This window comes from Methylorubrum populi, from assembly GCF_002355515.1.
In the GTDB taxonomy this organism is placed as follows: domain Bacteria; phylum Pseudomonadota; class Alphaproteobacteria; order Rhizobiales; family Beijerinckiaceae; genus Methylobacterium; species Methylobacterium populi_A.
This window is the reverse complement of record NZ_AP014809.1, coordinates 4102899-4119872: the sequence shown is the minus strand read 5'-3', so window position 1 is coordinate 4119872 and position 16974 is coordinate 4102899. Positions and strand designations below refer to the sequence as shown.

Annotated in this window: 24 protein-coding genes, 1 tRNA gene and 2 pseudogenes; 15 read left to right on the top strand and 12 right to left on the bottom strand. The window is 65.1% G+C overall.

What is annotated here, in order from left to right; genetic code table 11:
• Window positions 1-224 precede the first annotated feature (224 nt).
• The 10 genes from MPPM_RS19070 (at window position 225) to MPPM_RS19025 (ending at window position 6833) form a co-directional block, all read left to right on the top strand.
• A complete protein-coding gene (locus MPPM_RS19070; protein WP_096487925.1) occupies window positions 225-848 on the top strand; it encodes a hypothetical protein in 624 nt (207 codons plus the stop codon).
• A gap of 43 nt (window positions 849-891) precedes the next feature.
• Entirely contained in the window at window positions 892-2235 is a 1344-nt protein-coding gene (locus MPPM_RS28980; protein ID WP_244573350.1) for a phage terminase large subunit family protein, read from the top strand.
• A 1-nt stretch (window position 2236) separates the two neighbouring features.
• Window positions 2237-2833, top strand: coding sequence for a hypothetical protein (locus MPPM_RS19060; protein ID WP_096486408.1), 597 nt, complete (start codon window positions 2237-2239; stop codon window positions 2831-2833).
• 13 nt (window positions 2834-2846) lie between these two features.
• The gene (locus MPPM_RS19055) at window positions 2847-3149 is read left to right on the top strand and encodes a hypothetical protein (RefSeq protein WP_096486407.1); all 303 of its coding nucleotides are present in this window, start codon (window positions 2847-2849) and stop codon (window positions 3147-3149) included.
• 64 nt (window positions 3150-3213) lie between these two features.
• Complete coding sequence (locus MPPM_RS19050) at window positions 3214-3453, top strand: hypothetical protein (RefSeq protein WP_096486406.1); 240 nt, start codon at window positions 3214-3216, stop codon at window positions 3451-3453.
• Between the two features lie 6 nt (window positions 3454-3459).
• Window positions 3460-4686, top strand: coding sequence for a hypothetical protein (locus tag MPPM_RS19045; RefSeq protein ID WP_096486405.1), 1227 nt, complete (start codon window positions 3460-3462; stop codon window positions 4684-4686).
• 47 nt (window positions 4687-4733) lie between these two features.
• On the top strand, window positions 4734-5246 hold the full coding sequence (locus tag MPPM_RS28575; RefSeq protein WP_244573349.1) for a hypothetical protein: 513 nt from the start codon (window positions 4734-4736) through the stop codon (window positions 5244-5246).
• Window positions 5212-5601, top strand: coding sequence for a hypothetical protein (locus MPPM_RS19035; protein ID WP_096486404.1), 390 nt, complete (start codon window positions 5212-5214; stop codon window positions 5599-5601). The genes MPPM_RS28575 and MPPM_RS19035 overlap by 35 nt, the downstream gene beginning before the upstream one ends.
• Complete coding sequence (locus MPPM_RS19030) at window positions 5601-5834, top strand: hypothetical protein (protein ID WP_173807858.1); 234 nt, start codon at window positions 5601-5603, stop codon at window positions 5832-5834. Before MPPM_RS19035 ends, MPPM_RS19030 begins: the two co-directional genes overlap by 1 nt.
• 735 nt (window positions 5835-6569) lie before the next feature.
• Window positions 6570-6833: a DUF6894 family protein gene (locus tag MPPM_RS19025; protein ID WP_096486403.1), complete on the top strand. Its 264-nt coding sequence runs from the start codon at window positions 6570-6572 to the stop codon at window positions 6831-6833.
• Window positions 6834-6847: 14 nt separating this feature from the next.
• Here the strand turns inward: MPPM_RS19025 and MPPM_RS19020 are convergent, their stop codons facing one another.
• From MPPM_RS19020 to MPPM_RS18985, 8 genes and pseudogenes are all read right to left on the bottom strand, one after another.
• Window positions 6848-7222 carry a response regulator gene (locus tag MPPM_RS19020; RefSeq protein ID WP_096486402.1) on the bottom strand — a complete coding sequence of 125 codons (375 nt, stop codon included), beginning with the start codon at window positions 7220-7222 and terminating at the stop codon, window positions 6848-6850.
• 364 nt (window positions 7223-7586) lie between these two features.
• A complete protein-coding gene (locus MPPM_RS19015; RefSeq protein WP_096486401.1) occupies window positions 7587-8324 on the bottom strand; it encodes a Crp/Fnr family transcriptional regulator in 738 nt (245 codons plus the stop codon).
• A 31-nt stretch (window positions 8325-8355) separates the two neighbouring features.
• Window positions 8356-8592: a DUF6894 family protein gene (locus tag MPPM_RS19010; RefSeq protein WP_096486400.1), complete on the bottom strand. Its 237-nt coding sequence runs from the start codon at window positions 8590-8592 to the stop codon at window positions 8356-8358.
• 177 nt (window positions 8593-8769) lie between these two features.
• Window positions 8770-8982 (bottom strand): hypothetical protein, encoded by a 213-nt coding sequence (locus MPPM_RS19005; RefSeq protein ID WP_096486399.1) that lies wholly within the window; start codon window positions 8980-8982, stop codon window positions 8770-8772.
• Between the two features lie 2 nt (window positions 8983-8984).
• A complete protein-coding gene (locus tag MPPM_RS19000; RefSeq protein WP_096486398.1) occupies window positions 8985-9203 on the bottom strand; it encodes a hypothetical protein in 219 nt (72 codons plus the stop codon).
• Between the two features lie 418 nt (window positions 9204-9621).
• Entirely contained in the window at window positions 9622-9870 is a 249-nt protein-coding gene (locus tag MPPM_RS18995) for a hypothetical protein (RefSeq protein ID WP_096486397.1), read from the bottom strand.
• A gap of 320 nt (window positions 9871-10190) precedes the next feature.
• The gene (locus MPPM_RS18990) at window positions 10191-10703 is read right to left on the bottom strand and encodes a hypothetical protein (RefSeq protein ID WP_096486396.1); all 513 of its coding nucleotides are present in this window, start codon (window positions 10701-10703) and stop codon (window positions 10191-10193) included.
• A gap of 15 nt (window positions 10704-10718) precedes the next feature.
• Window positions 10719-11148: pseudogene (locus MPPM_RS18985) on the bottom strand (hypothetical protein).
• Window positions 11149-11262: 114 nt separating this feature from the next.
• On the opposite strand from MPPM_RS18985, the gene MPPM_RS18980 reads away from it, so the two are divergent.
• A complete protein-coding gene (locus tag MPPM_RS18980; protein WP_096486395.1) occupies window positions 11263-11814 on the top strand; it encodes a PAS domain-containing protein in 552 nt (183 codons plus the stop codon).
• Here MPPM_RS18980 and MPPM_RS18975 read toward each other — a convergent pair.
• A complete protein-coding gene (locus MPPM_RS18975; RefSeq protein WP_096486394.1) occupies window positions 11768-12025 on the bottom strand; it encodes a hypothetical protein in 258 nt (85 codons plus the stop codon). The genes MPPM_RS18980 and MPPM_RS18975 overlap by 47 nt on opposite strands.
• 558 nt (window positions 12026-12583) lie before the next feature.
• On the opposite strand from MPPM_RS18975, the gene MPPM_RS18970 reads away from it, so the two are divergent.
• Together MPPM_RS18970 and MPPM_RS28975 are read left to right on the top strand one after the other, a co-directional pair.
• Window positions 12584-13525 carry a LysR family transcriptional regulator gene (locus MPPM_RS18970; RefSeq protein WP_244573348.1) on the top strand — a complete coding sequence of 314 codons (942 nt, stop codon included), beginning with the start codon at window positions 12584-12586 and terminating at the stop codon, window positions 13523-13525.
• A 194-nt stretch (window positions 13526-13719) separates the two neighbouring features.
• Window positions 13720-14512: pseudogene (locus MPPM_RS28975) on the top strand (DUF4113 domain-containing protein); the annotation flags it as partial.
• 9 nt (window positions 14513-14521) lie between these two features.
• Here the strand turns inward: MPPM_RS28975 and MPPM_RS18960 are convergent.
• Window positions 14522-14908 carry a hypothetical protein gene (locus MPPM_RS18960; RefSeq protein ID WP_096486392.1) on the bottom strand — a complete coding sequence of 129 codons (387 nt, stop codon included), beginning with the start codon at window positions 14906-14908 and terminating at the stop codon, window positions 14522-14524.
• Between the two features lie 74 nt (window positions 14909-14982).
• Window positions 14983-15249 (bottom strand): hypothetical protein, encoded by a 267-nt coding sequence (locus tag MPPM_RS18955; RefSeq protein WP_096486391.1) that lies wholly within the window; start codon window positions 15247-15249, stop codon window positions 14983-14985.
• 169 nt (window positions 15250-15418) lie between these two features.
• Between MPPM_RS18955 and MPPM_RS18950 the strand changes: the two genes are divergently transcribed.
• Together MPPM_RS18950 and MPPM_RS18945 are read left to right on the top strand one after the other, a co-directional pair.
• Window positions 15419-15494: transfer RNA gene (locus MPPM_RS18950), tRNA-Ile, on the top strand.
• A gap of 268 nt (window positions 15495-15762) precedes the next feature.
• Entirely contained in the window at window positions 15763-16473 is a 711-nt protein-coding gene (locus tag MPPM_RS18945) for a L,D-transpeptidase family protein (RefSeq protein ID WP_096486390.1), read from the top strand.
• A gap of 142 nt (window positions 16474-16615) precedes the next feature.
• Here MPPM_RS18945 and MPPM_RS18940 read toward each other — a convergent pair whose 3' ends face one another.
• The gene (locus tag MPPM_RS18940) at window positions 16616-16939 is read right to left on the bottom strand and encodes a hypothetical protein (protein ID WP_096486389.1); all 324 of its coding nucleotides are present in this window, start codon (window positions 16937-16939) and stop codon (window positions 16616-16618) included.
• Between the last annotated feature and the right edge of the window lie 35 nt (window positions 16940-16974).

Here is a 16974-nt window from a genome sequence, read left to right as displayed (position 1 = left end):
CGTTAACTGCAGAATACTGCTTCTGTTCAATCTCAGAGCAGAGAGTGCGCGGGCTGAAGAGCAGTGCTCCGACCCGCGAGCACTCTAGCCCCTACTCCTTTCGGGGGACCCTGAGACGCCCAAATCTATACGGGTGGTCGGGGCCCCGTTCATTTCTAGCGCCAGGGTCCGAAAACCCGTGAACGGTGAACGGTGAACGCAGGGGTGAACGCTTGCCGACCGTGATGAGCCAAGCCGAGTTCGCCCGGCACCGCGGCGTGTCCAAGGCGATCGTCACGAAGTGGAAGGGGCAGGGTCTCCTCTCGCTGACCGATGACGGCAAGGTCGACGTAGACGCCACCGAGTGGAACCTCGACCAGCGTCCGGCGACCTACCGCGGCGGCACCACGCACCGTCCGGTGCGGGCCATTCCGCAAGACGAGGAGCCGGTTGGAAAGCCCGCTCGCCCCGCCGCAGCGCCGCGCCCGGCCCCGGCCGCGCCGCAACCGGTGAACGACGAGGCCGGGTCCGATCCGGTCGAGTTCGATCCGGAGAACCCGAACCTGCCGCTGGCCCAGGCCGCGCAGCGGAAGGAGAACTACCTCGGCCTGCTCCGCAAGCAGGAGCACGCGGTCAAGCAAGGCCTGCTCGTCGACCGCGCCGCCGCCGAGGCCGCGTTCTTCGACGAGGCGCGGGCCATTCGGGACGCCTGGATCGCGTGGCCGGCCCGCGTGGCGATCGAGATGGCCGATGAACTCAAGATCGACGCCCGCGAGCTGACGCAGGTGCTGAGCGACTATGTCAACAAGCACCTCGCCGAACTCGGCGAGCCCACCGACCTCGACCTATCTCGACACCAGCAGTCTTAGGCGTTCCTGGCGCCGGGGCGCGACCCCGCCGCCGAACCTCGACGTGGTGCAGTGGGCCGAGAAGTACCGGCGCCTGAGCAAGGAAAGCTCGAACGGCGGCAAGTTCATCACCGCGAAGGTCGAGGTGGCGCGCGGGCCGATGCTGTGGGCGACCGAGCCCGGCGTCAGCAAGATGACGCTGATGGCGTGCACGCAGTTGCTGAAGACGACCGTGATCGAGAACATCACCGGCCGGTTCATCCACCTCGATCCGTGCCCGATTCTGGCGGTGCTGCCGAAGGACGACGCGGCCGAGACCTTCTCGAAGGACCGGCTGGCGCCGATGATCCGCGACACGAAGGTGCTCCTCGAACTGTTCGGCGAGGCCAAGTTGTTCGCCGGTTCGCGTCAGCTCGTGATGGACAAGGTGGCGAGCACCGCGATCGCCCGCATCGCCTTTGCCATCGCAGGGCGGACCTGGGGGGACATCGCTCAGCGCTCGCTCACCTACACACCCACCGGCGGGCAGACGACGACCGTCGAGACGCTGGCCGTGCGCGCCTTTTCGGACGGCACCACGCCGACCGATGCGCTGCTGTTCGATCTCAGCAACGGCACGGGCGACCTGCGCGCAGGCTCGGCCACGATGGCGTCGGGCACCAGCGTCGATCTCGGCTCGGCGCCAATGAAAAAGGTCGCGATTACAGGCGGGGCCGGGGTCGTCATCAACTCGTTCGGCCCTGGCCGGCACCTGGAGCGCATCGTGCGCTTCACCGACGCCGGCGCGACGCTCGTCCACAGTGCGACGAGCCTTGATCTGCCGGGCGGCGCCAACATCGTCGTGCGCGCCGGCGACCGTCTGCTTGCAACCTCGGACGGGTCGGGCAACTGGCGCGTCGTCGCGTACTGCCGCGCCGATGGGAAGGCGCTTGTGTCTCCGACGCCCGCCGAGGCGGGGGCACAGCCGGCGCTGGGCTTCACGCCCGTGCAACAGGGCGGCGGCCCCGGCCAGCTCTCCAACAAGATTTATGTCGGGTGGAGCGGAGATGCACTTAAAGGCTCAGTCGATGGCGTCGATCTGGGAAATATATGGTCCGACTTCCTTTCTGTAAAAAACTTCACCACAAACGGGTATATCAAGTTTCCGAGCGGATTTATCGTCCAGTGGGGGCGGGCTGTGCCGACGGTTAGCGATTATCTTCAAGTGCTCAACACCAATTATCCGGGCTCTATCCTGGGGGCTATAGCCTACATGGAAGGGGGTACACCGGGAGATCGCGTGTATCTCGTCACTACTGACCAGTTCGGTAACAGCGGCTTTGCCGTCAGAACGCGAATTGCGATCAACGGGGGGACGGTGGCGGCCAACGCCAATCAACCTGTCCGCTGGATCTCGTGGGGGTACTGAAATGAAGTACGGTTTGTTTGACTCCGATGGGTTTCCGGTCGGGTTCTTTGCTGCGGATATTCATGGCCCGCTGATGCTGCCCATCTATGGGCCGGCTCCCGAGCCAAGCGAGGACAATCCTCAGCCGGTTGCCCCCGTCGTCGGAGAGAGGCGAAACCCAGCGATCCCAGATGGTGTGGTCGCAATCACCGACGAGCAGTGGGGCGAGTTCATCAACAACTCTGGCCGGCGACGCTGGAACGGAAAGGGGGTCATTGCCTATGAGCCACCGGTCGGTCCCCCGCCCGTCCCGTCTGTAATCTCGGACCGGCAGTTCGCACAGGCGCTCGCGCTCGCCGGCACCATCACCGAAGCCGAGGCCCTGGCCTGGGCGGCTCGGGGCGAGCTTCCGCAGGCGATGGAGGATGCACTCGACCAGATCCCCGACACGGACGGTCAGCGTTTCGGCGCGCGCATGATGCTGGCAGCCGCCACCTCCTACGAGCGCCACCTCCCGCTCACCGAACAGCTTGGTGCGCTGCTGACGAATCCGGCCACCGGAGATCCCTACGACCCCGCGGCGCTCGATGCGCTGTGGAGCCGCGCTGCTGCCCTCTGAGGAGACCCCGCACATGCTGACCTTCACCAAGGCCGTCACGACGACGGAGACGACGACGCTGGAGACGGCGGCCGACATCGCCAACTACGTGCAAGCCGAGTTCCTGCGGCGCACCGGGGCGGCGCCGTTCAAGGTCGGCGACCGGGTGCGCATCACCCGCCGCGACGGCATCCCGCCCGAGTTCATGGCCGGCGACGTCGGCACGGTGATGTTGTGCGATCCCGAGTTCTCGCCGCTCACGACGCTGATGGGCGTGAACGCCTCCGGCATGACGATCCAGTTCCCGGTGCAGACGGCCAACCTCGAACTCGCCTGATCCCGACCCGCTCGCCGCGCCACCCGGCCCGAGCCCGACAGCTTCCTCAACCGGAGAAGCACTGATGTCCGACACCCGCATTTCCGCGGCCGATCTTCTGCGCCTTGCCGCCATCGCCTCTGTCTCGCCGGAGGGCACCGCCGACGAGGTCGTGGCGATCCTGCAGCGCACCGGGCCCGCCGAGGCATCCGAGGCCCCGGCCGATCCGCCGGGAACGAAGCTGTTCGGCACTGCCGCTGAGGGCGACGACGCCCGTCCCGCGGCCGACACCGCCGATTCCGACAAGCTCGCCAAGCCGGAGTGACCCGCGATGACCGTCCCCGCACCCGCCAAGCGGCTCCTCGACTTCATCGGCTCAAAGGAGGCTCCCCGCGGCTACGACACCGTGTTCGGCAACCGCATGGATCGCATGCCGAAGCCTCTCACCACCATGACGGTCGATGAGGTGATCGCGCAGGGCAAGTGGCGCACCGACACCTTCGGCTCGAGCGCCGCCGGCCGCTACCAGTTCATGCGCAACACCCTGGCGAGCTTGAAGCAGACCGAGCGGCTGACCGGCCGCGAGGTGATGACGCCTGCCCTGCAGGATCGGCTCGGCTATGCCCTGCTACTGCGGCGCGGCTACGCCAAGTTCATGGCCGGGCAACTCTCCGTCGCCGGCTTCGGCCTCGCGCTCGCGCAGGAATGGGCGTCGTTCCCGGTCCTGGCAGCGACGAAGGGCGCGCACCGGCAGGTCCAGCGCGGGCAGACCTACTACCTCGGCGACGGCCTCAACAAGGTGCTGGCGACCGCAGGTGAGGTCGAGGCAGTGCTGAACCAGATGCGGGCGATGCCGGCCGTGGCCGTAGCTGATGCGCCGGTGGTGACCATTCCCGCGCCAACCCTGCCGCAGGTGCAGGATCTCGTCATCCCGGACGAGTCGCGCCTGTCGAAGTGGCTGCGCTGGCTCGGTAAGAAGCCGTCTGCGGCGGCGGTGCCCGCTTCCCGGCCCGGTCTGAAGTCGTCCGGCAGTCCGCAGCTTTCGGACGTGCAGAAGGCGCTCCGCGACCGCGCTTACTACACGAAGGGCTTCCTCGACGGACTGGACGGGCCGTTGACGCAGGAGGCCGTCGCCCAGGCGCGCAAGGACAATGGCCTCGGCGACGGCGGGATCGACGGCGCCTTCATGGCGGCGCTGCCGGCCATGCCGCACCGACCGGTGGCCGCGGAGCGCGCGAAGGTCTCGCTCGGCAAAGCCGCGCAGCACGCGCCCGAGCTGTTCGGGCCGGCGAAGTGGCTCGGCACCTTCGGGGCCGGGCTCCTCGGCCTGGGCGGCGCGGACGGGGCCGGCCTGCTCGACAACGTGCAGGGCACCTTCGTGCGGATCAACGACACCGCCGACAAGGTGCAGACCGGCCTCGGCTACGTGACGTTGATCGTCGGCTTCCTCGTCGAGCACAAGACGCTCGTGTTCATTGGCCTCGGGCTGTTCCTTGTCGTGAAGGCGGCGGGATACGTGCTCGATGCCTGGATCAAAGTGCGGACCGCGTTCTTCTGATGCCGCACAGCCCCTACACGGCCCGCAATCCGAGGCGCGGCAGTCGCATGTTGGTCTATGACCCGGATCCGGACATCAACGACCGGATCCGCCGGGCCGTGCGGTACGGCCAAACCCGCTGGGCGGAGATCTGGCTCTCGCTAATCGCCGTCGGCGTCGGACTGGTGCTGATCGCGCCAACCGAGACCTTCAGCAACGAGAGCTTCCGCGTCATCGCCACCGTCATCAGCGAGTGGAAGGCCGGGGCCCTGTGCCTGTTCTTCGGTTCCGTGCGCCTCCTGGCGCTGTGGGTGAACGGCCGGCGCGGGCGCGAGACCTCGCTCATCCGCACGCTCGGCTGCCTGGGCGGCTTCGCGTTCTGGCTCGCGATCGCCCTTGGCTTCCTGCTCACGGCCCCGCCGATCAGCACCGGCGTCGCCGTCTACACGATCCTCGCCCTCGCCGAGCTGCACGCCTCCGGGCGCGCGGCCAGCGACATGGCGGCGGAAGACACGTTCGGGTTTAGGGCGCGCAGGAGGCAGAACGGTGGCGGCAGTTCCCGATCCTCTTCCGCAGCTTGATTCCTGGCCCGCCATCATCATCGCGGTCAGCGCCGCGGCCGCCGCGCTCCTCGTTCCGCTCACGAGCTTCCTGAAGACCTTCTTCGATTACCGCATCGAGACGCAGAAGGCGGAGGCGCTGAAGCCGGAGGTGGCGCGTGACGTGGCGCAGGTGGGCGGCACGGTGCTGTTCGACAGCATGGCGGTGGCCGATCTCACTTCAGCGATCAAGGATCTGACCGTGGCGATCCGGGCGGACACGGCCTCGGAGGAGGCGCAGCACGCCAGCCAGTTCGCGCAGGTGCTCCAGCGGCTCACCGAGGTGCTGGACACGCACGACCACGACCACGGCCCTCCACCGCGGCGAGGGCGCTGATGCCGGCGCCCTGCTTCATCGCGGTCACCCTGGCCGGCCTGCTCGCCAGCGGGAAGCCAGCCAAGGACGCCCGCGCCTACCTGTTCATCGGGCCGAGCACACGCATCAGCCCGGTGATCAGCGCGCCGGGTGAGCGCCCGCATGCACGGTCCGAGATCACCATTGGGCCGATCGTGACGTTCGCCCGGGAGACGCCAGAGGAGGTGGTGCGGGCGCCGTGCGTAGACCGTTGATCACGCTCTACATCAAAAGCCTAGGGCACGTCTCGCGCCTTCGCCTCTTGATGAAAGTCAAAAATCTGAAGTTTTTTGTTATAGCTAAGAAGAATAGTTTCGCCGCAACTGAGACATCGATACTTAGGCACTGTTGCAAACCATTTGCCGCTCTTCTCATGAATTGCCCCGCAAGCGGGACAATCGCAGCGCATCATGTCTTTATACAAGCCCGGCGACAGTCTCATGGCATCCACCAAATTGATCCGAGAAGTCGAGCGGCGCGGGCTTAGTCAACCAAAAGTAGGAATGGTCGAATTGAATTTTTACCTCAGCACAAGTAGATTAAATTAACAAGCTGACACTCCATAGGTTAGGCACTGTCAGAGCAAGCGTAGCTCGGCAATCAAGCTGTCGCCTCCGTATCATGTGTTGCTGCTCCTCCAGAGAGATGGGACACGCAGGGGTGGCGCCGAGTGAACGGCGTGAGGTGGATCGTCATAGCCTCGGCCCTGTCCGGCTTCACCGACGGACCACACCTCCAGTCCCGCCCGGTCCTGAGGCGATGAGCTTTTAGTTTGCGTGCAATCGATAAGTCTCTTCGATTCTGAGCAGATACGCAGATCAAGTTGCCGAGTTTTAACATAATACTACGATGTTCATGCGCTGTTCTGTTGAACAAATGTGCTTCTTAGGATGATTGCTTAGTCGTATCGTGATCGAAGGACGTCGAATTAGGCTTGCAGGAGGGCCAGCATGCCTCGCTTCTACATAGACACGCACGACCATATCTCTGTCGTTGATGAGGATGGCTACGATCTGCCGAATGAGGCCGCTGTGCGTGCACTCGTTCAGCGCTCGTTGGTGGGGATGGCTGCAGAGGCAGCCCTTGCCCGCTCCGCGTCCCGCATCCGCGCCGATGTCCGCGATGAGACCGGCCAGCGGGTCATGTCCGCAACCGTCTCCGTTGCTATCGAATGGGCAGAGGAGGCAGGAGACGGCAACGGCGTCTTGGAGTGATCCCTGCCCTCTTCTCAAGCTGCGTGCGCGATCGCGCAAACCAGTTGCCTTGGTCGATAGGGCTTCTGAACGAATTGCCCGTCGTCGGGCAGTTGATCGTTGGTGAAGCCCTGCCGCCCCGAGGTCACGACAAGGCGGATGTGCGGCCAGCGCTGTGCGACGTGAGATGCTAAAGTCAGCCCATCCATCTTCCCAGGCATGTTGATGTCGGTGAAGAGCACTGTGATGTCGCCGCGGCTTTCTAGGATCGACAGGGCCTCTTCGGCTGTGGCTGCCGCCAGCACTGTCAATCCCTCATCCTCCAGGATGTCCGTGGCGAGCATTCGCAGAAGCGGTTCGTCCTCGACAACGAGCACGACCAGGGAAAGGGAGGACGGAAGCAGGCTCATGGCCTGCTAACCAGGCCCTTCGCGGCTCAGTTTCGCACCTGCATCCTCACCAGAGATGCGGGACCCTACAGGTTGGCCTGAGGCGGCCCTTTGCAGCCCGGCCTTGCTCTGAGAGTGGTCATTCTACCCACGAACCGTACGATTTCCGACCAAGCCAGAACCGGCCCGCCGAAACGGCGTTCCTCAGGGACTAGCCGTTTGATGAGCGTGAACTTGCCCCGCCGGCACCCGCCGCGCGGGGCTTTTCGTTTCAGCCCTCACGCGCCGCCGCGAGCATCCGCTTCCGCACCTCGGCCATTCGGCCGTCATCGCTGGCGCCGGATGGTTGCGCATCTTCGTTCCGGCTCCCGTGGCGTTTTTCGTTTCAGCGCTCGAAGCTCTTGAGGTGCAGATAGGTTGGGTCGAACTCGGCTGCATCGTAGAGACGCGGCCAGTCATGGATGACCAACTGGCGACGCTCGAAGGTGATGAGCTTGTCGTCGCGCAGCGCTTTCAGCACCCGACTGATATGCACCGTCGTGAGACCCGTTGCGTCAGCGAGATCAGTTCCCCGCAAAGGCATCGGGCATTGAAGATCGGCGGCGAGGCCGACCGCTTCCTGCCGCAGATACAACTCGCAGAACAGGTGCGCGATCCGGCCATAAGCCAAGCGGCGCCCCATCGACGTGATCCAAGTCCGGAAGATCCCGGCATCGACCAGCGTCTCCCGCCAAAGCAGAGCGGCCACGTTGGGGAAAGCCGCCGTCAGCCGCCGCAGGTTCTCGTGCGGAACGAGAGCGAAGGTGCAAGGCGTCAGGGCTCCCACGCCATGGTCGAGCGTGCCCAGATGGAGGCTTTGTAGATCCGGTGTGTCACCCGCGACGTGAAAGGACAGGATCTGCCGGCGTCCTTCGGCCAGCAGCTTGTAGCGGTATGACCAGCCCTCCACGAGAAGGCCGCAGTGTGCCGGTCGCTCGCCGTCCTCTACGAGATCCTGGCTGGGATTGATGTGCCGGATAGTGGCCGGCAGCCGCCGGATCGCTTGCCGCTCCTCCTCCGTGAGGACCGACGTACTCACCAGCTTGCGGATCAGAGCTTCGAGAGCTTCGGCGGAGGCGGACATAACCAGTGTTCTGTGTCCGCGATCTCGATAGTCAAGGAACCCATCCGCTCGTAAGCGTCAGCGCGGCTTCATAGATCCGCTTGCCGGTCTCATCGCGTACGTTCGCCCTGAAGGTATGGTTGTTGCCGTCCGGCAGCTTATCGTTGGCAAGCTGGGCGAGCGTCGCGATCGCCTCCTTCCGGGCATGCTCCCGATCATCGAGAATGACGCCCTCATTGTCGCGCAGATCTTGCACGCCATCATCGATGTCGAAAAAGTAACGAGGCACAGCGTTCTCCCTGGAGTGGTTTAGAAACCCCAAGAGGAACGGGCCGGTTCGTTGCCCGGGTTAGAGATCAATGGTCAGTCTCGTGGATCAGCCTCGTCCAGGCCGAGCCCGCGGGCAAAGCCGAGGAGGCCGCGCAGCTTGGCGGCGGATCGGTCGGTGTCGTTGCTATTCATGCTGCTACCGTACTGCGATCGTGCGCTCGCCAACCACCACCTTCGCCGACTCGGTCGGATGCCGCTCCACGATGCGCTTGATCCCGTAGGGCCGCAGCTTGTCCCAGGCCGCATCACTGCCTGACATCAAGGCGCGGGCGAGCAGGGCGGCCGCCTCCTGCCCGCCGTCCCTGACGGCCGTCGCCCTGTCGTTGTTGATCTCGACGATGGTCCGCATGGTCACGCCGCCTGCAGGCTCTCGGCGAAGTCGTCCGGCACCTCGCCGTACTGGCCGAGGATCGTCGCGCTCTCCAGTTCGCCCGTCTCGTCGTCGGCCACGATCTGGATGGCGGCCGTGCCCAGCATCCGCGCAGCCATCGCCTCGGCCCGCTTCATCGCACCGTTGCTGGACGGTGAGACCTGCCAATCGCTGGAGATGAGCCGCTTCTGCTTCAGCACGAAGGTAACGTTGACCTTGCCGGGGACGGGTGCTCGGTTACGGTTTCGGGCGGTGGGTCGTTGATGTGGTCCGAGATGGCTTTCGTGGCGGCAGACTGTCGGCGCCACAAAACCGAGACATGCCGGCCAGAGCCAGGTTCACACTCAGCTAAGGCACTTCAGTCATCCTGAGCCGGAGCCGCGTTGCGTATTGGCTCTTCGTCGTGTTGACACTACACGTCATGCCCCGCCAGCCCGTGAGCAGATCGGGCGGCGGGGCTGCTCATTGATTGTTAACCATACCGCCCCCATCTCAGGAGTATGCCGATCGCGATCCTATCGCTTGATCGGACGCGGCCACGATGCCGGGATTGGGGTGACGCCGGATGTACGCGCACCCTCGTTCCAGCACCCGTGGCCGTTCGTTTTTCCGACCACCTTAGAAGGCAGCGGCCTGCTTCACCCGGTCATCGGTGGCCGGGACCTTCCACTGGACGGCGCCGGGAAGGGCATAGCCGCCCTGGCGGTGCACCGAGCCGATGTTGGTGGCGAGGCCCTGAGTCTCCAGGGTGAGGGCGCCGACTGTCTTGGTGTTATCGATGCTGCCCGGCTCGCCTGCGAGGGCGGAGGTGGTGAGAAGGGCCAGCGTCAGGCCGGTGACAGCGCGCGAGATGATCTGCTTGGACATCGTGTTCAGCCTCTTCGTCGTTCTTGCGGCGGGTCGCCGTCGCTTCGTGAAGAGGAATGTGCTGGCGCGGGCATCATGAATCAAATGGGCCGATTTCATAATGTGCATCGATGACGTGCATTTCGCTTGTCTCGATCTCAATCTGATCGTGGCGCCAGACGTGACGCAGCCGATAAGATCCTTCTGGCGTTGATGGAGGCTATCCCAGATCGCGGCGGTTGAGCCTCAAGGCTCCCGACCGCGAGCGCGCCGGCTGCCGCGTTCACCCCGTTCGTGAGTGGCCGGCGCGTCCTCTTCAATCCGAGACGCCAATGCGGGGCTCAGCGCTGGCGTTGGACGCGATCGATCTCAGCCTCTTGCAGCCGCGTCAGCGTGCCGATCGACGTTCTCAGCCTCAAAGGGGGACTTGGGAGAAGCGCCGTCAGCGGCCGCCATGAGACGGTGATCCAGATCGGACGCTCGGGGGCTTCGCCGGGCTCTTGATCAACCCAGGTCATTTCGAAGACCCGCATTTCCCCGGGGCCGATCGGTAGCAGGCGCCGAGGATGCGCGTTGCGTCCTACGTCGTCGGATAGAGCCATGCTCCCTTCGCGAACACCGCGAAACTGGACTGCGCCGATCCCTATGGTCCGAGAGCCGGGGTTGTGGATCCGTAAGCAAATCGGGCCATCAACCATCGGCACGCCCACCGGCCGAGCAATCGGGCTGATCGCAATGTGCGGCTCCACCCAGGACCGGGCGCGGAACGCGCGGTCCCATAGCGTGAAGCCGGCCGTTGCCAAGCCTGCGATGCCACCGACCAGCTTGATGCTCTCGACCAGGGCGCTGTCCATCGTTGTTGGTCCAGATCAGGAGTAGGGGCCGCGGAACAGGTCGCCCAGCGCTCGCCGCCGGAACAGCGTCAGCCAGCGTCGGCGGCGGTGCTCGGGCCGGTCGTGCACCATGTGGCAGCGCTGGCAGAAGGCCGCGAGATTGGTCGGGGCATTGTCGGCCGTGTCGTGGTTCCGGTGGGCGGTGGCGAGCACCACCCGCGTCGTCCGCGCTGCCCCGAGCACATCGTCGACATCGACCGCGAGGCAGACGATCTGCCCCGCCCCGTTGCGCCAGGAGGCGGCTTCCTCGTCCCACCAGCGGCCGTCACCGAGGTGGATCACCGTCCGCCCGTGCGGCCGCCCGCAGCCCTCGCGCCGGCCCTTTGGCGCGGCCAAAGCGGATCACCGCCGAGAGCTGCGGCCAGTCGATCGGGTAGAAGAAGCGGTGTTCGCGCCGGATCGGCATGACAGGGCATCAAGGCCAATGGCTACGCTTCTGCGTAGGCGACAAATGGAAAAATGTCATGCAGGATAGGGCTGTTCTGCCAGATTATCGTAACCGCATCCGGAAGACCGTTTCATGATCTGGGTCACTGATCACAAAGGAAATTGCACCTATCTCTCTCCAGAGTGGTACGATCTGACAGGCCAAAAACTTGACGAGGCGCTCGGAGCAGGCTGGACCGAAGCGATACATCCGGACGACAGAGTGGCGATTGTTGATGGCTTCGCTCAAGCCTGCGCTCGTCAGGTCGAGTTCATGCTGCGCTATCGCCTGAGACGCGGCGACGGCAGCTACATCTGGATCCTTGATGCCGCCTCGCCCTCGTTCACGCCGCTAACTCACGAGTTCGTCGGCTTCCTTGGTCTCATCAGCCGGTACAAGGATGATGAGGCGCAGGATCTCACCGCCAAGGCCGAGATCGGCACGTTCAGACCTGGTCGGGCACAGGGTGAGTTTGCTCCACGCAACAAGCTTGACATCGCCGCCGACTACCTCATCGCGGCACGAGCGGTGACTGTAGAGTACGGGGACGAAGTCGCAGCAGCTATCGACAACGCTCTCTATGCGCTCGCCCAGGCACTCAGGCGCGATCGTTCGGAGAAGGGGTCAGCGGACACGCATCATTGACCGACCGGCCCTCGGACGCCTGACACCACATGGCATAGGCATGCTCGCGCACCTCGAAAGCGGTGCGCAGCAGCGTATCTGGCTCGCCGCGCGCCTCCGGCAGCAGGATGAGCCCGAGGTCGTTGGGCTTGCAGTTGAGCACCTTAGCGGCCTCGCACCGCCATGTCGCATCGGCGGCGACGAAGAGAAGTTCAAGCCCGGACATATACATCTGGCTCACCGATGCCTCGCACCACGATAGAACATTATACAGAGTGCGATTTATGATTGTGCGCAATCGATCTGCGAGAGGTAAATCGCGCGAACTCGGCTGTTTGTCGAGATGGCAGGTTCGGCAAAGCGCCGGGCTCACCGCCTTTTGAATGCATTATCCAACAGGGCTTATCCTACATCGCGCCGGGCAGGAACGCCGCCCTACACTTGAATGCATGATATACACGGTGCGTAGAAAATTGTTGTCCGGAAACCACTGCATCATAGCAAATTCTGCCTAGCAAAAGTGAAAAACACTTTTTCATCGATAGGCAGCTAGTGCTACAATTCTGTGTTGTTTTTGACCTGCTTGAGTAAGCAGTTTTCCGCTACCTGCAAGGATCTGGAGCCCCGGTGGCGGCTCTGATGGGTGCAACAGGGAGGCTTGCCCCGGCTGTCGGAAGATCCCCTCACGGCGCGAAGAGGGGTTCCAGAGACCTAGCGGTCAAAAAAGTTCTCAAGATGACGGTCAGGAGCGCGCGACAGACATATGCCAAATGCACAGATGCTGCGTGACATGGCCCTCTTCGTCGAGGTGGCCAAACAGAAAAGCTTCAGCAAAGCCGCGGTCACTCTGGGCATGCCGATCTCGTCGCTGTCGCGGCGGATTTCTCACTTCGAACAGATGGTGGGCCTGCGCCTGCTCGACCGCACCACCCGGCGCCTTGTCCTGACGCCTTACGGTGAAGCCTATCTCGCTCAGGCAGGCCGCCTCGTCGACGAGGCGCAGCAGGCCCTCGACGATCTCGTGGCCGAGGCGAAGGGGCCGAGCGGCTTGCTCAAGATCGCCGCGCCGCCAGACTTCTGGGTGCTGCATCACCTCTCGCGGTTCATCACGGAATTCTCCGCTGCGTACGAGCACATCCGCGTGCATGTCGATCTGAAGCCCAGCGCCATCGATCTCCTGGGCGACAACTACGATCTGGCGGTGACCATCGAGGAGCCGCGCGAAACCTCGCTGATCATGCGCAAGGTCGCCGAAATCGGAAACGGCCTGTTTGCCGCGCCGGCCTACCTCGACGAACGGGGATGGCCCGCAAAGCCTCACGAGCTGACGGATCACAGCGCCATCGTCTCCAGCCCGGGCGCCGGCACGACGTGGTCTCTCGATCGCAACGGCGAGGTCGTCTCCGTCGCCGTGGGCGGGGCGCTCTCCTGCAACTCACCGAACCTTGCTCGCAAGTTCGCGCTGGCAGGCCAGGGCATCATCAGCACGCACCGCCTCAGCGTCGAGCGTGATGTGGCCAATGGCCGACTGGAGCAGGTGCTGCCGGAGTGGGACCTGCCGCCGACGCCGGTCTACATCGTCACGACCTCACGCCTGCTGCCGGCCAAGACGCGTCGCTTCATCGAGTTCGCGATGCAGCAGCTGCCCAGCATGCTGGCGGCGGGAACCGGTGGTGAGGCATGGAGCAAGTTGAGGACGGACCATACGGGTGTCAGGCTCATTTCACCCTGAGAGGTGAGCGACTCAGTTCCCGATAGGCAGACAGGCAGGACCTACGATCGTTTTCGACATCGCGTATCCCGCGTCACACCTAGCGGTTGGATACAGGACCTGCACCAGCGCGACGATCAGGACGACGGCAATGGCCGCCATAACCTGCTTCGTCCCCAAGCTCACCGTGTATCCGTACCTTTCGCTTCAGTGCCGACCCGACGGCTTACGAGCACTGGCTCTGCCGGATCCACGTCGGCGAGCTGTGGGGCGTCGGTCGTGCCTCGCTGCCAAAACTGAAGGTGATGGGCATCGACACTGTGGCAGACCTGCGCGACATCGATCCGCGGCCAGTACGAAAAGCGCTGACGGTGGTCGGCGAGCGCATGATCCACGAGCTGCGCGGCGTGTCCTGCCTCGGGCTCGAACTGGTGCCGGCGCGGCGCAAGGGCTGCGCGGTGACGCGCTCGTTCTCCGGCCGAGTGACGGAGCGGGCCGAACTGGAGCAGGCGGTAGCCGCGCACGCGACGCGGCTCGGCGAGAAGCTGCTGCGCGAAGGCCTCGGCACCGACCACATCACCGTCTTCTACCACACGAGCGAGCATGACCGCGGCGAGCCGATGCGCTCGGTCTCTACGGTGGTGACGCTGCCGGAGGCGACCAACGACACGTTGGCGCTGATCCCGGCGGCGCTGCACGGCGTAGCCCGCACCTGGCGCGAGCAAGGAAGCCCGCCCTGGCGCTACTCGAAGGCGGGCGTGCGTGGTGACGGTCGACCTCGTGCCGCTGGCCGCCTCGCAGCGGGCGCTGATCGGCCGGCTCGACCGCGACAGGGCCGGCCGGCTCATGGACGCGATGGACGCCTGCAACGCCCGCTTCGGCCGCGGCAGCGTGGTGCCGGCGCGGGCCGGGCTGGCGCAGCAGCGTCGAGCCTGGACGACGAAGTTCGAGATGCGGACGCCGCGCTACACGACACAGGTCGATGAACTGCCGACGGCGCACGCCTGACGTCCTTGATCACTTTCTGAGCGCGAACTCCCAGATCGGGATGCCGACCGGCGCCCCGGGCACGTTCCGGTAGCCGGTCAGATTGCCGAACGGGATTCGGTCCGAGGTGATGCCGATCGCCTTGCGCCCGCCGATCATCATCACCCCGCACCAGTCGACCCGCAACGTGCCGTGCTCCGGGTGGACCCCGAAGAGCTGCGGTGCCGTCCAGCCCAGGCGCACGGCATCGGCGCCGAATCGCTCGATGAAATCGGTGCAGGCCTCGTGGATGTTCGTCCAGGCCGTAGGGTTGAGGTAGCGGCAGGGCGGGCTGGTAGGGCGGAGTTTGCTGAAGGCATTGCGCCACTCGGCGGCTTCGGGCGGGAGCGGATCGGACGCGACTTCGGGAAGGAGCATTGCGGCTGCCGGCTGATGACGGGGCCGACGGCATAGAGGGGCCGGGTTGCCTCAGGCTTACCGGCTGGTCGCTCTCACGCCTTCTCCGCGCGCGCCAGCAGCACCGCCGTCCGAACCGCGTTTCGCCGCGCGCCGGGCTTGCTTGTCTCGTCGGCCAGGACAGAGGTTGCGAACAGGCTCGCCTTCACGGCCGCAGCGACGTCGAGCGCGTAGCCCTCGGCGAGTTCGGCCCGCTCGTCGAGCTTCCCAGCGAGCACCGCATCGACCAGGGCACTCACCTGCTCGTCGGTGACGGCCTTGGCCTTGAAGAGTTCGCCGACGCTGGGGGAGGGATCAGCCATGGCGCAAGCCTATCCCGAGGGCTCGCCGTGAGCCAGGGCGGTGGCCTGCCACACTTGCCGGAAACCCCCTCCCCGGCTACTCAGATCGAGGGTTTCTGTGGGGATTTCTGTAGAGCAATCTGTTGCAGAGGCCCGGAGGCAAGTCTAAGTATCTGACCGGAAACGGTTAGGGCCTGTAGCTCAATGGTTAGAGCCGACCGCTCATAACGGTCTGGTTGCAGGTTCGAGTCCTGCCGGGCCCACCACTCCTTCTCGCGCAAAGTCTCGGCCTGGAACGCGCCTCGATGCGATGGCCTGCGGCCGGTGCCACGGATACCCGGTTGAGGCATGGTAATGTCACCGGGGGCAGGCGTGGTCGTCGCGCGTGCGAAGGCGTCCCCTTGCCGGCACTCGACGGCGCGCCGCACTTGCCAGGCGATCCGAGTCGACGCACTCTCAGCTTAGCAGTTCGAAGAGCGGGTGCGTGCCGGGGCCTCTCGCCATCCGGCTGCGGGATAGGGAAAGCCCAGACTCATGAAGATGGATGGTGGGCGCGCCGGGATCGGCGGCTCCGACGAGACCGCTCTGCACGGGTGCCGGGCCCGGGTTCTCGACCGCCGCTCGTTTCTGTTCGGCTCGGCGGCCGCCATGGGTGCGCTCGGGCTCGGCGGCTGCGTCACGTCCGACGGGACGCTGCTCGCCGAGGCGGCGAAGGTCTATGGGCCGATGCCGGACGAACGGTTTCCGATCCCGGCGGTCGATATCAGCAAGGTCGATCCGAAGTATTACCGTCGGACGGTTCGGTACGAGACGAGGGAGGCGCCCGGAACCATCGTCGTCGATCCGCGCAACTACTATGTCTACCGCGTCGAGGGCGACGGTTCCGCCACCCGCTACGGCGCCAATGTCGGACGCGACGGGTTCCTGTGGAGCGGTGACGCTTATGTCGGCCGGAAGTCCGAGTGGGCCACTTGGACGCCGCCCAAAGAGATGATCCGGCGGCAGCCCGAGGCCGCCAAATACGCCCGTGGGATGCCGGGTGGCCTCGACAATCCGCTCGGCGCCCGCACTCTGCATCTCTACCAGAACGGCGCCTATACGCTCTACACGATCTACGCCAGCAGCGACCCCGAATCGATCGGCAGCGGCATCACGAGTGGCTGCGTCGGCCTGCTCAGTCAGGACATGATCCACCTCTACGCCCGCACCCCGGTCAAGACGAAGGTGGTGGTCCTCCCGGCATAGCCCGGCGGCCGCGATACCGCTCCACGCGGGTTCGCCGCGGCGTGGTTCGCGCGTCGCCGGAAACAGGCCTCCTTCGCCTGCTGCGAGCGCCAAGGTTCACCGCGAGCGTCGGAACGAAGGCCGGGGCGGCCCTGACGGCGTCCTAGGCGGATGACGGGCCGGTGCCGTGCTCTACGATCTCCAGGGCGCGCAGGATGGCCATGGCGGTCGCATCGGCATCGACCCGCCCCTCGTCGGTCGGTGGCATCACGGCCACGGCTTCGACCACATTCCGAGCGGCTGAGCCGACCACCACCTTGAGAGCGCGTCCTTCCGGTCCGCGCGTGTCCTCCATCAGCGCCACAACGTGGCCGGCCGCCGTTCCGTACAGATGGAGCGGCTGCGAGGCGTCGCCATCGCTTGTCGATTCGGGCGCTTCGGCGTCCCGGCGACGGCCGCCGAAATCCGGGCGGATGATGTTCGTCATGCGGGGCAGTCTACCACGCTTCGAGCAGGCGGCCG